This is a genomic window from uncultured Limimaricola sp. (assembly GCF_964022235.1).
In the GTDB taxonomy this organism is placed as follows: Bacteria; Pseudomonadota; Alphaproteobacteria; order Rhodobacterales; family Rhodobacteraceae; genus Limimaricola.
This window is the reverse complement of sequence record NZ_CAXHZL010000002.1, coordinates 107,848-123,097: the sequence shown is the minus strand read 5'-3', so window position 1 is coordinate 123,097 and position 15,250 is coordinate 107,848. Positions and strand designations below refer to the sequence as shown.

Below are 15,250 nucleotides of genomic sequence, written 5' to 3'. Positions count from 1 at the left end.
GCGAAAGATATGGTCGGGGGCGGTGCGGCTCAACCCGTGTCAGCCGTCGAAAGCGGCATCCGGCATGGCGCGGGCCTTTTCCAGCGTCGCGCGCGCCTCGGCGTTGTCGCTGTCGCGCGCGGGCACCGGGCGCAATTCCACCTCTGTGGTAAGGCACAGATCGGCGCGCAACGGGTAGTGATCCGAGCCGATGTCGCCCAGCACCTCGAACCCCGTCATGGCGAGCCCCTCCTGCCACAGGATCTGGTCCAGAGGCCATTTCATCCACCACGAGTTTGCGTCGAAGCTGACCATCGGCCCACGTCCCGCGCGCGGATCGATCAGGCGGCCCAGACGCAGCGCCCGGCGCGAGGTGCGCTCCCAAGGCGTCGCGTTGAAGTCTCCGGCGAGCAGGGCGGGCAGCTCACCGTCGCGCGCGCCGATTGCCGCCTCCAGCACCGTGGCGTCCCGCAGGGTCGAAGGCTGGCCTCTCTGGGGCGGGCGCGGGTGGACGCCGAAGACGCGCAGCTTGCCGACAGGATGCGCCATCACCGCGTCGAACAGCGGCGTGTCTGCCCCAAAGGGCATGCGCATCTCGGCGCTGTCGAAGCCGTGGCGCGAAAAGACGTGCATGCCGTAGTAGGTGGCGTCCGACGGGATATCCTGCTCGTGAAACGGATAGTCGGCGTCGAGCGGGGCCAATGCCTCGTCCCACCATTCGTTGGTTTCCATCACGAAGAACAGGTCGGGGTTCTGTTCGCGGGCGAGGGCGATGACCGCCTCGGCCTGTTGGTTCGAGCGCTGCACATTTGCGACGATGACGCTGAGGCGCGCCTCGGGGCCACATTCGGCGGTGCCGGGGTCCATCTTTGCCGCAAACGGCTGGTAGGGCCAGAGCCGCCAGCCATGATAGCCCAGAGCGATCACCGCGAGGATCGTGAGCCAGCGCGCAGCCCCGTGGCCGATGCCGCCCAGCGCCACCATCAGCACCCAAAGCACAACGAGCCCCGCGGCGAACTGCATGCGGGGGAAGTCGAGATAGCGCACCCACCATGCGTCGGTCTCCAGAAGCGGCAGCAACGAGGCTGTGACAAGCAGCAGGAGGGCGATCCCCGCGATGACGGCCAGTGCATGTCTCATGCGGTGCTATCTCCTCCATAGGTGGCGAGCATGTCTTTCAGATCAGCGAGCGTGTTGATCTCGTCGAGCGGCTTGTCGTGGCGCCAACGCAGCATTCGGGGAAACCGAAGCGAGACGCCGGACTTGTGGCGCGGGCTCGGTTGGATGCCTTCGAAGCCGATCTCGAAGACATGTTCCGGTTTGACGTGACGCACCGGTCCATAGCGTTCGAGCGTGTTTTTGCGCACCCATGCGGTGATCTTGCGAAACTCGGCATCGGTGAGGCCGCTGTAGGCCTTGGTGAAGGGGACCAGCCCGTTGCCATCGCGTACGGCAAAGGTGAAGTCGGTGAACATGTTGGCGCGCCGCCCCGAGCCCGCCTGCGCATAGACCATGACCGCGTCGATGGTCAGCGGATCGACCTTCCACTTCCACCAGTCGCCCTTCTTGCGACCGGCGAGATAGGGGCTGTCGCCCCGTTTCAGCATCAGCCCTTCCGCCATAAGGTCCCGCGATTTCGCGCGCTCCTCGGCCAATTGGTCGAGGCTCTCCACCGGGACCAGCGGCGAGAGCCGGAACGGCGCCTCGGCCGGCAGGCCGGCCCCAAGCGCATCGAGCCGGGCACGGCGCTCGGCAAAGGGCAGGGCGCGGATATCCTCGCCCTCATGTTCCAGCAGGTCGTATCCCATCAGGATCACCGGCGCCTCGGCCAGAAGCTTCTTTGGCACGGTCTTGCGTCCGATACGCTTTTGCAGCGCGTTGAACGACAAGGGCACCTCGTCGCCCCAGCCCAGAACCTCGCCGTCGATCACCGTGCCCATCGGCAGAAAATCTTTGAGCCGGGCCAGTTCGGGAAACCGGTCGGTCATCAGCTCTTCGCCGCGCGACCACAGGTGATGGTCGCCGCCGCGCAGGATCAGCTGACCGCGAATGCCGTCCCACTTGCGCTCGGCCATCCAGTCGCCCGGATCGCCCAAGGATTCGGGATCGTCGAGCTGGTAGGCGAGGTAGAACGGATAGGGCCGCGACAGGCTCGCCGTGGGGTCGGGCGCATGCACGAGGCTGTGCCAGGTGATGTCGTCGGGCGTCCATGAGCCCATCAGCCGATGCGTCAACTCGGGCTCGTCGATGCCGGTGGCCTGCGCCAACGCGCGGGTCATCAGCTTCTGGCTGACGCCGACGCGAAAGCTGCCCGTGAGCAGCTTGGTGAACAACAGCCGCTCGGTCGGACCCAGCGCGTCCCATGCCGCCAGAATGCCCGCCTTGCGCGCGGCATCGTCCTGCTTCGACAGGCGGCGGATCTCGTCGATCCAGTGGCTAAGGGGGCGATCCTCCTCGGCCCCGGCGGGCGGCAGAACGAGCGAGATCGTCTCGGCCAGATCACCGACGATCGGATAGGCCTCTTCGAACAGCCAAAGCGGGATGCCCGCACGTTCGGCGGCCCATTCGCGCAGCACGGTGGCGGTGATGGTCCGGCGCGGGCGGCGGCCTGAAAACAGCGCAATGGTCCAGAGCTTGTCGGCGTCGGGCGCCTCGCGGAAATACTCCGCCATCGCCGCCACTTTCTTGGTGGTGCGCGTGGTCTGGTCGACGGCCCGGAACAGTTCGGCGAAACGTTTCATGCCGCCTCGCCCCCGGTCTCACCTTCGTCCGGCGCGTCGAAGTTCTCGCCCGAATACTCGGTCGAAACGATGGCCGCGTCATAGCCCTCGCTTTCGAGCCAGCGGCGGAACACGCTGGTATAGCCATGAGTGACGAAGATGCGGGAGGCGCCGGTGTCGCGGATCGCGGCATTCAGCCCGGGCCAGTCGGCGTGGTCGGACATGATGAAACCGCGGTCGGCGGCCCGTCTGCGGCGCACCCCGCGCAGCGCCATCCAGCCGCTCGCAAAGGCCGTCGAAGCGGGGTTGGCCGCCGTGCCGAACCGGCGCGACCACGGCCCGCCAAGGCCCGACGGCGTGGCGACGACAAGCGCGCCCGGATGGGCCTTGAGGTCGGTGTCGGGCGTCACCCGGATCGTGTCGGGGAGCTTGATGCCCTGCGCGCGCAGCACCTCGTTGGTGTTCTCGACCGCGCCATGGGTGAGGATCGGGCCGATCGAGGTGTCGGCTAGCGTCAGGATCCGCTGCGCCTTGCCCAGCGCATAGGCCCCGATCAACGAAAACCGCCCTTCGGCGGCGTTCGCGGCCCACCACGCGTTGAGATCGCGCGCCAGCTCGTCCTGCGGCGTCCATTTGAACACCGGCAGTCCAAAAGTGGATTCGGTGATGAAGGCGTCGCATTTGACCGGCTCGAACGGGGTCGAAAGCCCGTCGTCGATGGTCTTGTAGTCACCCGAGGCGACCCAGACCTCGCCCTTGTGCTCGATGCGGATCTGCGCCGAGCCGGGGACATGCCCCGCCGGGTGGAACGACACGGTGACGTCGCCTATGCGGCGTGTCTCGCCATAACGGATCGTGTCGAGGGAAATCTCGCCCAGCCGGTGCCGCATCACCGGGGCGGCGATGTCGGTGGCCAGATAATGCGACATGCCCTCATGCGCGTGATCGGCGTGACCGTGCGTCACGAGGGCGCGGTCGACCGGCCGCCACGGATCGATGTAAAAATCGCCCGCTTCGCAAAAGATGCCCCGGTCGGTGAAGGTCAGAAGATCGCTCATGATCCCGAGGGTAGCGCGGGGGGCGGGGCCGGGTAGTGCGTATTTGAAGAGTAAAGTGCCGAAGCTGGCGCACCCGATCGGATCGCCAGCCCCCTGCTGAGATCAGGCCACTTCGCTGAGCGAAGCCTTGGGCGCGATGCCCAGCGCGTGGCAGACGTCGCGCGTCAGGTCGGGCTTGTTGAGCGTGTAGAAGTGCAGATGCTCCGCGCCGCCGGAGATCAACTTGTCGCACAACTCGGTGGCCAGCGCCGTGGCCAGCAGGTCGGCCTCGGACTGGTTGGTCGCGTGATCGAAGCCATCGGCGACCACCTGCGGGATCGAGGTGCCGCACATGGCGGCGAACTTGCGCGCGCCTTTCCAGTTCTCGATCGGCAGGATGCCGGGGATGATCTGACCCTTGATCCCCGCCTTCTCGCAGGCGTCGCGGAAGCGAAAGAAGGTGTCAGCCTCGAAGAAGAACTGCGTGATCGCGCTATGCGCGCCAGCGTCGAACTTGCGCTTGAGGTGTTCGACATCGGCCAGCTCATGCGCGGCATCGGGGTGCCGCTCGGGATAGGCGCCGACGCGAATGCGAAACTTGTCCATCGCCGCCAGCGTCTCGATCAGCTCGACCGAGCCCGAGAAGCCATCGGGATGCGCGGTGAAGCCGCCCGAACCTTTCGGCGGATCGCCACGAAGGGCCACGATCTCTTCGACGCCCGCCTTGGCATAGCCGTTCACGATCTCGAGCGTTTCGGCCTTGGTCGCTTCGACGCAGGTCAGATGCGCCGCGACGCGCAGACCGGCCTTCTTGTGGATCGCGTCCACCGCCTCATGGGTGAGTTGGCGCGTCGTGCCGCCCGCGCCGTAGGTGACCGAAACGAACTCGGGCCCCATCGGCGCCAGCGCCTGCACCGTATCCCAAAGACGGAACGAGCCTTCGATGTTCTTCGGCGGAAAGAATTCGAAACTGACGGCGGGGCGGGTCATGGACGGTCTCCTATGGGCTGTGGACCTTGTCGCAGATGAGGTGGTGTGAGACAAATTCATAACCCTCACCACTATAATGAGTTTCACTTGCATATCGAGTTCCGCCACCTGCGCACGATCAAGGCAATCCATGACACGGGCGGTCTCGCGCGGGCGGCCGATCTGCTGAACATAACACAGTCGGCGCTGTCGCATCAGATCAAGGGGATCGAGGATCAGGCCGGGGTCGAGCTCTTCGTGCGCCGCTCCAAGCCGCTCAAGCTCTCGGCGGCAGGCATGAAGCTACTCGCTGCCGCCGAGGACATCCTGCCGCGCGTGGCCGAGCTCGAAGCCGAATTTGCGGGGCTGATCGCGGGAAAGTCGGGGCGGCTGCACATCGCCATCGAGTGCCACGCCTGTTTCGAGTGGCTGCTTCCCGTGCTGGAACAGTTCCGCAAGGCCTGGCCCGAGGTCGATGTCGACATTCGCCCCGGCCTCGCCTTCGACGCGCTCCCGGCGCTCAGGCGCGAGATGGTCGATGTTGTGATCTCGTCGGACCCCGAAAGCCTGCCCGAGACGGATTTCACGCCGCTTTTCGACTACGAACCGGTCTTCGTTGCCTCGTCGATGAACCCGCTGGCCGAGAAGGCCTTCATCGAGGCCACGGATTTCGCGGATCAGACGCTCATCACCTACCCGGTGGAGCGCACGCGTCTCGACGTCTTCACCGAGCTGTTGATCCCGGCCCGGGTGGAGCCCGCCGCAATCCGGCAGGTCGAACTGACGGCGGTGATCCTGCTGCTCGTGGCCTCCAATCGCGGCGTTGCGGTGCTGCCCGACTGGGTGGTGCGGCAGCTGCGGCACAACGCCGACTTCGTGACCCGGCCACTGACGGCCAAGGGCAAGACGCGCAGGCTCTTTGCCGCGACGCGCTCGGATGACACGGCCCGGCCCTACATCGCCCATTTCACCCGGCTGGCGCGGCAGGAGGCGGTGAAGCTGCAAAGGGGCTAGGCGCGGCTCCGCTTGGCCCCTTGCCGGGATGGCGCGGAGCGGCTATGGCCCCTTGATCCGTGACATCTCAGGGCCCCGTGGGCCTGACAGCCCAAGCCCGAGGAGGCCCCGATGGCCCGTTCCGCCAATCTCAACGTGATGATGAAGACCGCCCGCCGCGCCGGTCGCGCGCTGCTCAAGGACTTTGCCGAGGTCGAGCAGCTGCAGGTCTCGACCAAGGGACCGGGCGACTTCGTTACCCGTGCCGACCGTCAGGCCGAGCAGACCGTCCGCGAGGCGCTGATGGAGGCTCGGCCCTCCTATGGCTTCCTGGGCGAGGAAGGCGGCCCCATCGAGGGCGAGGACCCGACCCGGCGCTGGATCGTCGATCCGATCGACGGCACCACCAATTTCCTGCACGGCATGCCGCATTGGGCGATCTCGATCGCGCTGGAGCACAAGGGCAAGATCGTCGCCGGCGTGATCTATGATCCCGTCAAGGACGAAATGTTCCACGCAGAGAAAGGCGAAGGTGCCTGGCTCAACGAGAGCCGCCTGCGGGTCTCGGGGCGTCACCGCCTCGTCGAGTCCATCTTCTCGACCAGTGTGCCCTGCGCCGGACGCCGGACGCTGCCGGCGATGATCCAAGATCTCGCTCGCATCGCCCCCGAGGTCTCGGGCCTGCGCCAATACGGCTCGGCCGCGCTCAACATGGCCTATGTCGCCGCCGGGCGCACCGAGGGCTACTGGGAGCGCGAGACCCGGATCTGGGACATCGCGGCGGGCATGATCATCGTCACCGAGGCCGGCGGCTTTGTCGGGGCCATCCGCGACGGGCACGACCCGCTCGAGCATGGCGACGTGGTCGCCGCCAACGCCGACATCTTCGAGCGTTTTACCAAGCTGGTCCGCGCCCGCGAGGCCTGAGACCGCTAGCGGTCCGACGGGTGGTTGACCCCGTCGGACCACGGAATCTCGCCCAGCTCGGAGGGGTTCACCCCCTCCAGCGCGCCGACATTCACCCCGTATTCATTCGGGTTCGACCGCCTGCGATGATGCGTGTAGATGCCGCAGGTCGCGCAGAACCAATGCTGCGCCGTGCCGGTGCCCCACTGGTACAGCGTCAGGTTCTGCGCACCGCGCACCACCTCCAGCTCACCCGATCGCACCGTCGCCGCGATCGCCCCGCGCCTGCGGCAGAACGAACAATCGCAGCGCCGGGCGGTGTTCAACCCGTCCGCGAGGTGCAGGCGCAGTTCGACCGTACCGCAATGGCAGGTCAGCCGGTGTTGGGGGTCGGGGATCGTCATCGGCGTCTCCTTATGGTCGGGATGTTGCTGCGTGCCAGCGGCGGTGCCGCGGCATGTGGCGGCACCCCGTGGGTGCGCCTCCAGAAGGTTGGGCCACCACGCCTGAGCCAGACCGGCAGCGCCAGCCCCAGCCCCACCGCGAAGCCGCCCGCATGGGCCCAGTAGGCGACGCCGCCGCCGACGCTCGCATCGGCCCCGAGGCCGCCCAGCACCTGCAGCCCGAACCAGATCGCCAGCACCAGCCATGCGGGCACCGGCACCACCTTGATGAACACGATCAGGAAGATCAGGATGTCGATCCGGGCGCGGGGAAACAGCAGCAGATAGCCGCCCATGACGCCCGCGATGGCTCCCGAGGCGCCGATGGTGGGGACCGGAGAGTATGGCTCGGCCGCGAGCTGCACGAGGTTGGCTGCGACGCCGGAAGCCAGGTAGAAAGCCGCAAAACCGCCATGGCCCATCTGCTCCTCCATGTTGTCGCCGAAGATGAACAGGAACAGCATGTTGCCCGCGAGGTGGAACAGCCCCGCATGCAGGAACAGCGCGCTGATCAGCGACACCGGGTTCTCGGCGGCAGAGATCCGCGCCGGGATCATCGCCCAGTCGTAATAGAGCCGCGCGAGATCGTCGCCGGTGTCGAGCGCGACCACCATCCACAGGTAGATCGCGACGTTGAGCGCAAGCAGACTCCAGGTGACATAGGGTGTGCCGGTCGAAGGGTTGTGGTCGCGGATCGGAAACATCGGGGCCTCGGCTGCGGATCTTGACGCGCGGTGAGGCGCTGGCGCAGCATGGCGCATGATCCGCGCGACCACCATGGTGCTTGGCCTTGCTCTCGCCGCCCCGGCATGGGGCCGAGACTGCCCGGCGCCGCCTGACCACGCCGAGGAAATCGCAGGTCTGCTCGACCGGTTGGCGCAGGCGGGCGATCCGTTGCAGGCACAGCGGCTGATGAACGCGCTTTGGGAGCTGTGGCTCGACGCGCCCGACGCGGAGGCACAGGACCTGCTCGATCGGGCGATGGATCTGCGCGAGGCGGGGCAGGGCGCCGAGGCCATGGCGCTGCTCGACCAGCTCATCGAGGACTGCCCTGACTATGCCGAAGGCTGGAACCAGCGCGCCTTCATCCATTATCTGCAGGCCGCGCACGAGGCGGCCCTGGCCGATCTCGACGCGGCTTTGGCGCGCCAGCCGGACCATGTCGGGGCGCTGTCGGGCCGGGCGCTGGCGCTCATGGGTCTGGGCCGCGACGCCGACGCGCGCCGCGCGCTCGAACGGGCCTTGGCGCACAACCCCTGGCTGCTCGAACGTGGGTTGATCGAAGCGCCGGGCACCGACATCTGAGACCGCCAAACGCTTTACCGTCCGCGCGCGGCGTCGTAAGTCGTGAACCGGGCCCGTGTGGTGAAATGGTAGACACACGAGACTTAAAATCTCTTGCTCTTCGGGGCGTGCCGGTTCGAGTCCGGCCACGGGCACCAAATTCGACGCAGATGAAGGATGTATCATGACCGGGGTCACGCTGATTTCGACGGGCGGCACCATCGCCTCGCGCCATTCCGAGGCCGAAGGCGCGGTCACCGCATCGCTGGCCGGTACCGCGTTGATGGAGATGCTGCACGACCCGCTGACCGGGATCGAGGTCCGGGTCGAGGAATTCCGCGAACTCAACAGTTTCGCGCTCACCCTCGCGGATGCCCAGGGCCTCGTGGCGGCGATCCGTGCGGCGCTCGAGCGGCCCGACTGCGCGGGCGTCGTCGTCACCCATGGCACCGACACGATGGAGGAAAGCGCCTATCTCGCCGATATCCTCGTGGCGGGCGACAAGCCGATCGTCTTCACCGGCGCGCAGCGCCACGCGGGCGATCCCGACAGCGACGGGCCGCGCAACATCGCCGATGCGATCCGCGTGGCCGCGGCCCCCGAGGCGCGTGGTATCGGCGCCGTGATCCAGTTCGAAGGCGAAATTCACGCCGCGCGCGACGTGACCAAGGCGCACAGCTCGCGCGTCGATGCCTTTCGCAGCCCCGGTCTGGGCAAGCTGGGCGAGGTGGATCTCGGGGGCGTGCATATATACCGCCACCCCGGTGCACGCCGGGTTCTGCCGGATGCGGGGCTGGTTCAGGAGGTCGAGCTGATCAAGCTCGCGCTGGGTACGACGCCGGCCTTCCTCGAGTTCTGCGCGCAGAACGGCACCCGCGGCGTGGTGATCGAAGGTTTTGGTCGTGGCAACGCACCGCGTGGCTTTGCTCCTGTGGTGGCCCGGCTTACCAAGGCGGGGGTGCCGGTGCTGCTGGCCTCGCGCTGCGCCGAGGGGCGCACCCATGCGGTCTACGGCGCCGACAGCGGTGCGGCCACCATGGTCAAGACGGGCGCGCTGCTGACCGGCACGCTGTCGGGGCTCAAGGCGCGCCTGCTGCTCTCGGTGCTGTTGGGGCAGGGCGCCAGCCGCGACGAGATCGCAGCGGCGTTGGGCTGAGACGGCAAGGCGGGCCTGTCAGCCCGCCGTAAAGGCCACCTCGAAGCGGAACCCTTCGGGGGCGAATTCGAACCGGACCTCGGCCCCAAGTTCGGCCTGCAGCACCAAGCCGATCATCTTGGTGCCAAAGCCCCGTCGTGTCGGCGGCGTCACCGGCGGTCCGCCGATCTCACGCCAGCGCAGCCTGAGCGGCCCGGTCTCGCCTGCGCCTTCGAGCGCGTAGTCGACCCGCACCTGTCCCTGCTCGCACGAAAGCGCCCCGTATTTCAGCGCATTGGTGACCAGCTCGTGCAGCGCCATCGACATCGACGTTGCCTGCCGGGCCGAGAGCCGCACGCGGGGACCATTGACCTTGAACCGCGCGGGCCCGCCCGCCGCCTGACAGGAAAAATCCAGCAGCGCGCCGATCTCGGCCCCCGCTTCGGTTCCGGTGTCGCCCTCGGATTGGCCGAGGGCATCATGCGCCGACGACAGGGCCTGAAGCCGGGACACGAACTGCTCCGCGTTCCCGGCAGGCAGGGTCTGTCTGGCGATTCCCGCGACGACGCCGAGCGTGTTCTTCATGCGGTGCCGCATCTCGTCGAAGATCACCTGCAGGCGGCGTTCGGCGCGTTTGCGGCGCGTGACGTCGCGCAGGATCACCGACCAGTCCGCGGAGGCGCCGGGCTGGCCGCGTTCACCGATCGGCGCAAGGGTGACCTCGAAATCGCGCGCGCTGGCATGGCGGGCTTCGAACGCGACCTCCGCCTCGTCGAGCAGGGCGCGGGCCTCGCGGGCGAACCAGTCGGGGCGATCCTGAAACTTGATCGCCTCGGCGACGGGCTGACCCAGAACCTGCTCGGCGGACCGGCCCAGCAGCCGGGTCGCACCGGTGTTCCAGCTGCGCACGCGGCCCGTGGCATCGACACGCAGGATTGCATTGGGCGAGCTGCTGACGATCGCCGCAAGCTCGTCCGCCTCACGCTTGGCGGATCGCAGCGCCTCTTCGTAGGAACGCCGCTCGCGCGCGTCGAAAACGGTATAGTCGAACCGCGTGCAGACCCCGTCGGCGTTACGCCGCGCGACACCGCTGAGCATCACCGGCAGCGGTGTCCCGCCCTGGACCTCGAGCGTGCAGGATATCTCGCGCACGAAGCCCTGAAGCCGCATCATTGGCGCCATATGGGTGTCGTAGAATATTCGCCCCGGTCCGGTGAACAACGAAGCAAGGGTTGCGCGCGTGGGATCGCCCTCGGGCGGCAGGCCGAGCCAGTGCGCCAAGGTCGCGTTGACATAGCGCAGACGGCCGTCGGGGTCCGTCACGGCGATTCCGCATGGCGCGTCCTCGATCAGCTCTGTCGCCATCTCGAATCCGTTGCCGGACATCGACGGCATCAGCCGGTTCCGAGATGGGTGCGCATGGTCTCCACGACCTCTCCCGGCACGGTCATGTGCGGGCAATGGCCGGTCGCGTCGAGCACTTCGAGTGTAGCGCCCGGCACGTGGGTGCGCATCCATTCGGCCACGTCCATCGGCACCAGCGCGTCGTCGCTGCAGTGCAGGATCAGCACCGGGCAGGCCGCGTGTTCGAAATCGGCACGACGGTCCGAAAAGAAGGTGACCCGTCCGAAATGCCCCGCGATCTCCGGATCGGTGCGGCAGAAGCTCTGCGTCAGCGTCTCGGTCGATGGCGCTTCGCCGGGTTGTCCGGTGAGGGTCGGGGCCATCTGCATGGACCAGCCGAGGTGGTTCTCTTCGAGCAGCCCGACCAGGCCTTCGATCTCCTCGCGCGCGAAACCGCCCCGGTATCCCGCCCCGGTGTCGTCGAGAAAGGCGGGGCTGGGCGAAACCATGACCAGTTGCGATACCCGGTCGGGGGCGCGATTCGCCGCCAGAAGCGCGATCGAGGCCCCGATCGAATGCCCCGTGATGCACACGTCGCGCAGCGAGAGTTCTTCGAGGATCTCCAGAAGGTCGTCGGCGTGGGTCTGAAGATCCGCATAGCGGCGCGGCTCGTAGGCCGACAGATCCGAGCCGCCCATGCCGGTCAGGTCAAAGGTGATGACTCGGTGCGTCTGCGCAAAGGCGGGTGCCACGTCGCGCCACATCGACCGGTCACAGCCAAAGCCATGCACGAAAACCATCGGTCTGGCCCCCTCGGGGCCATCCACGCTCACGTTGTTGCGTTCGATTGCCGTCATCACCCGAACCCCGACTACCGTATCCCCGACATGCTATGTCGGAAGACGGGCAGTTTCCATGCCCCGCGTGCCGTCGATACGGTCGGATCCTAGAGCAGGCTCTGGTCGCGCGCCATCATTGCGGCCTGCGTGCGGTTGCGGGCTCCGAGCTTGCGGCACAGGGTTTTGACATGCAGCTTGACCGTCACCTCCTGAATCTCACGGTCGATGGCGATTTCCTTGTTCGACTTTCCCTGCGTGAGACCTTCGAGCACCTGCCGCTCGCGCGGGGTCAGATGCGACAGCGTGGCGTTCTCCTCTTCGCGGGTGATCATGAAGTCGTGTGGGACATAGGTCTCGCCCATTGCCATGAACCGGACCGCATTGACCAAAGAGCGCGCGGGCATCGTCTTGGGCAGGAATCCCGCGGCCCCCGCCGCGATCGCCGTCTCCGCGATGCCACGCCCCGCCGTGCCCGAGATGAGCGCCACCGGATTGCCGCCGCTCGCCGAAAGCGCGACGCTCAGGCCCTCGAGGCCACGCATGCCCGGCATCAGGTAGTCGAGCAGCACCAGCTCGAACGGACCGCTGCGCTTCATCTCGCGCATCGCGGTTTCGTGGCTGGCGGCTTGGGTCACCTGCATGCCGCCATCGCGTTCGAGATAGGCGGCCAGCATTTCACGTACGAGGTCGTGGTCGTCCGCGATCAGGATTCGCATCATGCACTCCGGCAGTTGCTCACAAGGCCCGCGAGGGGCCACTTCGATCATGCCCCAAAGTTGTTTCCGTTTTGGGAAAATTCGAGGCCGCAGGAGCGCTGCAAGCCGTGTAACGGAGCGTCAGGCCGCGAAATGTGGTGAAAATTGCAACGAAATCACCAACCGGATTCCGGCCCTACCTCATGGGATAGGAACCTGTTCGGAAGCGATGTGGCCCGAAATCGAGGGCTGGGCCAGTGTTCTCGAGTACAGCCGGGAGATGATTCGTGATGATCGGGACGCTCAGGACTGCCTTCGTTGCCATCGCTGTTTCGGCGTTGGCCGGCGCCGCCATGGCGCAACCTCTGGCCCTGCGGGTCACGGGGCCGGACCACTCCGTGGTGGAGCTCGATCTCGCCGCGCTCGACGCGTTGCCGCAGGAAGAATTCGTGACCGGCACGATCTGGACCGACGGCCAGACCCGCTTTTCCGGCGTGCCGCTGGCGGCCTTGCTCGATTGGGTCGGGACCGAAGAAGGAGCGGTCGAGCAGGTCGAACTGGTCGCGCTCAACGACTACCGGATCGAGATCCCGATCGACGAGATCGACGCCACCTCACCGGTGGTGGCGACCCGGGTGAACGGTGAAACCATGCAGGTGCGCGACAAGGGGCCCTACTGGCTCGTCTATCCCTATGACCGTGGCGCGCAATATCGCACCGAGACGACCTTCGCGCGCAGCATCTGGCAACTCGCTCAGGTGAAATTCGCACGCTAAGGCCGGACCGAGGCGCGACCGGGACCCGCCGCGCCTGCAAGGCGCGTGGTCCTCGCAAGGGGAATGGCCCGTCGAAGCATAGCGTCCGGCACGGGGCCCAAGGGGGGCATGCGGTGGCGACCCGGTGGTTGCGCCTGTAAAGGCGGGGGGGCATTCTGCCGCCGATCTGCCCCCGAAGGGATCCCCCATGACACATCTCTTGCATCGAACCACGCGCGGCCAGCCGCGCCGCGCCGTCACGGCGCAGGGCCTGACCATCACCGACAGCGAAGGGCGCGACTACATCGACGCCTGCGGCGGTGCCGCCGTCTCCTGTCTTGGCCACGGCCACCCGGATGTCCTCGCGGCGCTGCACCGGCAGGCCGACACGGTGGCCTATGCCCATACCGGGTTCTTCACCACCGAGGCGGCCGAGGCGCTGGGCGACCGGCTCGTGGCCGACGCGCCCGAGGGGATCAGCCACGCCTATCTCGTCTCAGGCGGCTCGGAGGCGGTGGAGGCGGCGCTCAAGCTGGCGCGGCAATACGCGACCGAGCGCGGCGAAGAGAGTCGGCGTCATGTCATCGCGCGGCGGCAGAGCTACCATGGCAATACGCTGGGCGCGCTGGCCACGGGCGGCAACGAATGGCGCCGCGCGCAGTTTCGACCGTTGCTCATGGAGACGCATCACATCGCGCCCTGTTTCGCCTATCGCGAGCAGCGCGAGACCGAGAGCGACGCCGATTATGCCGCCCGGGCCGCAGGGGAGCTCGAGACCAAGATACAAGAGCTTGGCCCAGAGAGCGTTCTGGCCTTCGTGGCCGAGCCGGTGGTGGGAGCCACGGCCGGGGCGGTGCCGCCGGTGGGCGACTATTTCAAGCGCATCCGCGAGATCTGCGACCGGCACGGGGTGCTGCTGATCCTCGACGAGGTGATGTGCGGCATGGGGCGCACCGGCACGCTGCACGCCTGCGAGCAGGAGGGTGTCGCGCCCGACCTGATGACCGTGGCCAAGGGGCTTGGCGGTGGCTATCAGCCGATCGGTGCGGTGCTCCTGAGCGGCAGGATCTACGAGGCCATCGCCAGCGGCTCGGGCTTCTTCCAACACGGCCACACCTACATGGGCCATCCGATGGCTGCCGCGGCGGCCCTCGCGGTGCAGGAGGTGATCGCGCGCGACGATCTCCTGTCGAACGTGCGCGAGATGGGCGCGCATCTGGCGACCCGGCTCGGCGAAGCCTTCGGCAGCCACGCCCACGTCGGCGACATCCGGGGCAGGGGGCTGTTTCAGGCGATCGAACTGGTGGCCGACCGCGGCACCAAGTCCCCCTTCGATCCGGGCCTGAAGCTGCACGCGCGGATCAAGGCGGCGGCGATGGAGGAGGGGCTGATGGTCTATCCCATGGGCGGCACCATCGATGGCGTGCGCGGCAACCATGTGCTTCTGGCCCCGCCCTTCATCGCCAAGCGCGAGGACATCGACCGGATCGTCGAACGCCTTGCCCGTGCGGTCGAGACCGCTCTGGGAGAGATCGCGTGAGCGATCTCGCACCGCTGGCCGATGCCGACTGGCCGGTCGAGATCGCCGACATGCTGCCGGGCTTTGCCGGTCGGCTCGATATCTACCGGGTCATGGCGCATCATCCGGCCCTGCTGCGCGCATGGAGCGACCTGCGCCAGCACGTGGTGGTCGACACCTCGCTCGGGCTGGAGCGCAGCGAGGTGGTGATCCTGCGCACCGGGCACCAGCATGGCTCGGATTACGAATGGGGCCACCATGTCAGCCGCGCGCGCAAGCTCGGCATGGAGGAGGCGCGGATCGCCTCCATCGCCGGGCCTCTCGACGCCATGTCGCCTGAGGATGCAGTCCTTGCGGGGGCGGTGGACGAGCTTCTGGCCGAGGCCAGGATGTCACCGGCGCGACAGGCCGAGGTGGAGGCGCTGGTCGGTTGTGCGGGGCTGTTCGATGTCATGGCGACGGTGGGGTTCTACACAGTTCTGGCCTTCATCGCCAACAGCACGCGATTGCGGCTCGATGCCAACATTCGGGAAGAACTGGACAAAACGCCCGCGCCGTAACCCGTTGACACCGGCGGGCTGTTGACTTTCACGGGCGGTACATCACGCTTAGGCGAGCCAATCGCCCAAGCG

General features: G+C 67.2%; 16 protein-coding genes and 1 tRNA gene. 8 read left to right on the top strand and 9 right to left on the bottom strand.

From position 1 onward, the window contains the following. Nucleotides 1-39 precede the first annotated feature (39 nt). The 4 genes from AADJ02_RS03055 to metF all read right to left on the bottom strand — a co-directional run bounded on the left by AADJ02_RS03055 (nucleotide 40) and on the right by metF (nucleotide 4,726). Nucleotides 40-1,119: an endonuclease/exonuclease/phosphatase family protein gene (locus AADJ02_RS03055; protein WP_341211517.1), complete on the bottom strand. Its 1,080-nt coding sequence runs from the start codon at nucleotides 1,117-1,119 to the stop codon at nucleotides 40-42. Continuing rightward, nucleotides 1,116-2,720, bottom strand: coding sequence for an ATP-dependent DNA ligase (locus AADJ02_RS03050; protein ID WP_341211516.1), 1,605 nt, complete (start codon nucleotides 2,718-2,720; stop codon nucleotides 1,116-1,118). The genes AADJ02_RS03055 and AADJ02_RS03050 overlap by 4 nt, the downstream gene beginning before the upstream one ends. Next, nucleotides 2,717-3,757: a ligase-associated DNA damage response exonuclease gene (locus AADJ02_RS03045; protein WP_341211515.1), complete on the bottom strand. Its 1,041-nt coding sequence runs from the start codon at nucleotides 3,755-3,757 to the stop codon at nucleotides 2,717-2,719. The genes AADJ02_RS03050 and AADJ02_RS03045 overlap by 4 nt, the downstream gene beginning before the upstream one ends. A 102-nt stretch (nucleotides 3,758-3,859) precedes the next feature. Continuing rightward, a complete protein-coding gene (metF, locus tag AADJ02_RS03040; RefSeq protein ID WP_341211514.1) occupies nucleotides 3,860-4,726 on the bottom strand; it encodes a methylenetetrahydrofolate reductase [NAD(P)H] in 867 nt (288 codons plus the stop codon). Nucleotides 4,727-4,813: 87 nt separating this feature from the next. Here metF and AADJ02_RS03035 point away from each other — a divergent pair, with 87 nt between their 5' ends. Together AADJ02_RS03035 and AADJ02_RS03030 are read left to right on the top strand one after the other, a co-directional pair. Beyond that, nucleotides 4,814-5,719, top strand: a complete 906-nt coding sequence (locus tag AADJ02_RS03035) for a LysR family transcriptional regulator (RefSeq protein ID WP_341211513.1) — start codon at nucleotides 4,814-4,816, stop codon at nucleotides 5,717-5,719. 111 nt (nucleotides 5,720-5,830) lie between these two features. Further along, nucleotides 5,831-6,625 carry an inositol monophosphatase family protein gene (locus tag AADJ02_RS03030; RefSeq protein WP_341211512.1) on the top strand — a complete coding sequence of 265 codons (795 nt, stop codon included), beginning with the start codon at nucleotides 5,831-5,833 and terminating at the stop codon, nucleotides 6,623-6,625. Nucleotides 6,626-6,630: 5 nt separating this feature from the next. Here AADJ02_RS03030 and AADJ02_RS03025 read toward each other — a convergent pair whose 3' ends face one another. After that, a complete protein-coding gene (locus AADJ02_RS03025; protein ID WP_341211511.1) occupies nucleotides 6,631-7,008 on the bottom strand; it encodes a GFA family protein in 378 nt (125 codons plus the stop codon). Next, nucleotides 7,005-7,751 carry a rhomboid family intramembrane serine protease gene (locus tag AADJ02_RS03020; RefSeq protein WP_341211510.1) on the bottom strand — a complete coding sequence of 249 codons (747 nt, stop codon included), beginning with the start codon at nucleotides 7,749-7,751 and terminating at the stop codon, nucleotides 7,005-7,007. Before AADJ02_RS03020 ends, AADJ02_RS03025 begins: the two co-directional genes overlap by 4 nt. A gap of 55 nt (nucleotides 7,752-7,806) precedes the next feature. Between AADJ02_RS03020 and AADJ02_RS03015 the strand changes: the two genes are divergently transcribed. The 3 genes from AADJ02_RS03015 (at nucleotide 7,807) to AADJ02_RS03005 (ending at nucleotide 9,487) form a co-directional block, all read left to right on the top strand. Beyond that, entirely contained in the window at nucleotides 7,807-8,352 is a 546-nt protein-coding gene (locus AADJ02_RS03015; RefSeq protein ID WP_341211509.1) for a hypothetical protein, read from the top strand. 51 nt (nucleotides 8,353-8,403) lie between these two features. Then, a tRNA-Leu gene (locus tag AADJ02_RS03010) sits at nucleotides 8,404-8,489 on the top strand. Between the two features lie 26 nt (nucleotides 8,490-8,515). Next, nucleotides 8,516-9,487, top strand: coding sequence for an asparaginase (locus tag AADJ02_RS03005; RefSeq protein ID WP_341211508.1), 972 nt, complete (start codon nucleotides 8,516-8,518; stop codon nucleotides 9,485-9,487). A gap of 18 nt (nucleotides 9,488-9,505) precedes the next feature. On the opposite strand, the gene AADJ02_RS03000 is transcribed toward AADJ02_RS03005, so the two are convergent. The 3 genes from AADJ02_RS03000 to AADJ02_RS02990 form a co-directional block, all read right to left on the bottom strand. Continuing rightward, nucleotides 9,506-10,852: a PAS domain-containing protein gene (locus tag AADJ02_RS03000; RefSeq protein ID WP_341211507.1), complete on the bottom strand. Its 1,347-nt coding sequence runs from the start codon at nucleotides 10,850-10,852 to the stop codon at nucleotides 9,506-9,508. Nucleotides 10,853-10,860: 8 nt separating this feature from the next. Further along, nucleotides 10,861-11,667, bottom strand: coding sequence for an alpha/beta hydrolase (locus AADJ02_RS02995; protein WP_341211506.1), 807 nt, complete (start codon nucleotides 11,665-11,667; stop codon nucleotides 10,861-10,863). Nucleotides 11,668-11,756: 89 nt separating this feature from the next. Next, on the bottom strand, nucleotides 11,757-12,365 hold the full coding sequence (locus tag AADJ02_RS02990; RefSeq protein ID WP_341211505.1) for a response regulator transcription factor: 609 nt from the start codon (nucleotides 12,363-12,365) through the stop codon (nucleotides 11,757-11,759). Between the two features lie 269 nt (nucleotides 12,366-12,634). Between AADJ02_RS02990 and AADJ02_RS02985 the strand changes: the two genes are divergently transcribed. From AADJ02_RS02985 to AADJ02_RS02975, 3 genes are all read left to right on the top strand, one after another. Then, complete coding sequence (locus AADJ02_RS02985) at nucleotides 12,635-13,120, top strand: molybdopterin-dependent oxidoreductase (RefSeq protein WP_341211821.1); 486 nt, start codon at nucleotides 12,635-12,637, stop codon at nucleotides 13,118-13,120. Nucleotides 13,121-13,307: 187 nt separating this feature from the next. Beyond that, entirely contained in the window at nucleotides 13,308-14,639 is a 1,332-nt protein-coding gene (locus AADJ02_RS02980) for an aspartate aminotransferase family protein (RefSeq protein ID WP_341211504.1), read from the top strand. Then, nucleotides 14,636-15,178 (top strand): carboxymuconolactone decarboxylase family protein, encoded by a 543-nt coding sequence (locus AADJ02_RS02975; protein ID WP_341211503.1) that lies wholly within the window; start codon nucleotides 14,636-14,638, stop codon nucleotides 15,176-15,178. The genes AADJ02_RS02980 and AADJ02_RS02975 overlap by 4 nt, the downstream gene beginning before the upstream one ends. Nucleotides 15,179-15,250: the final 72 nt, after the last annotated feature.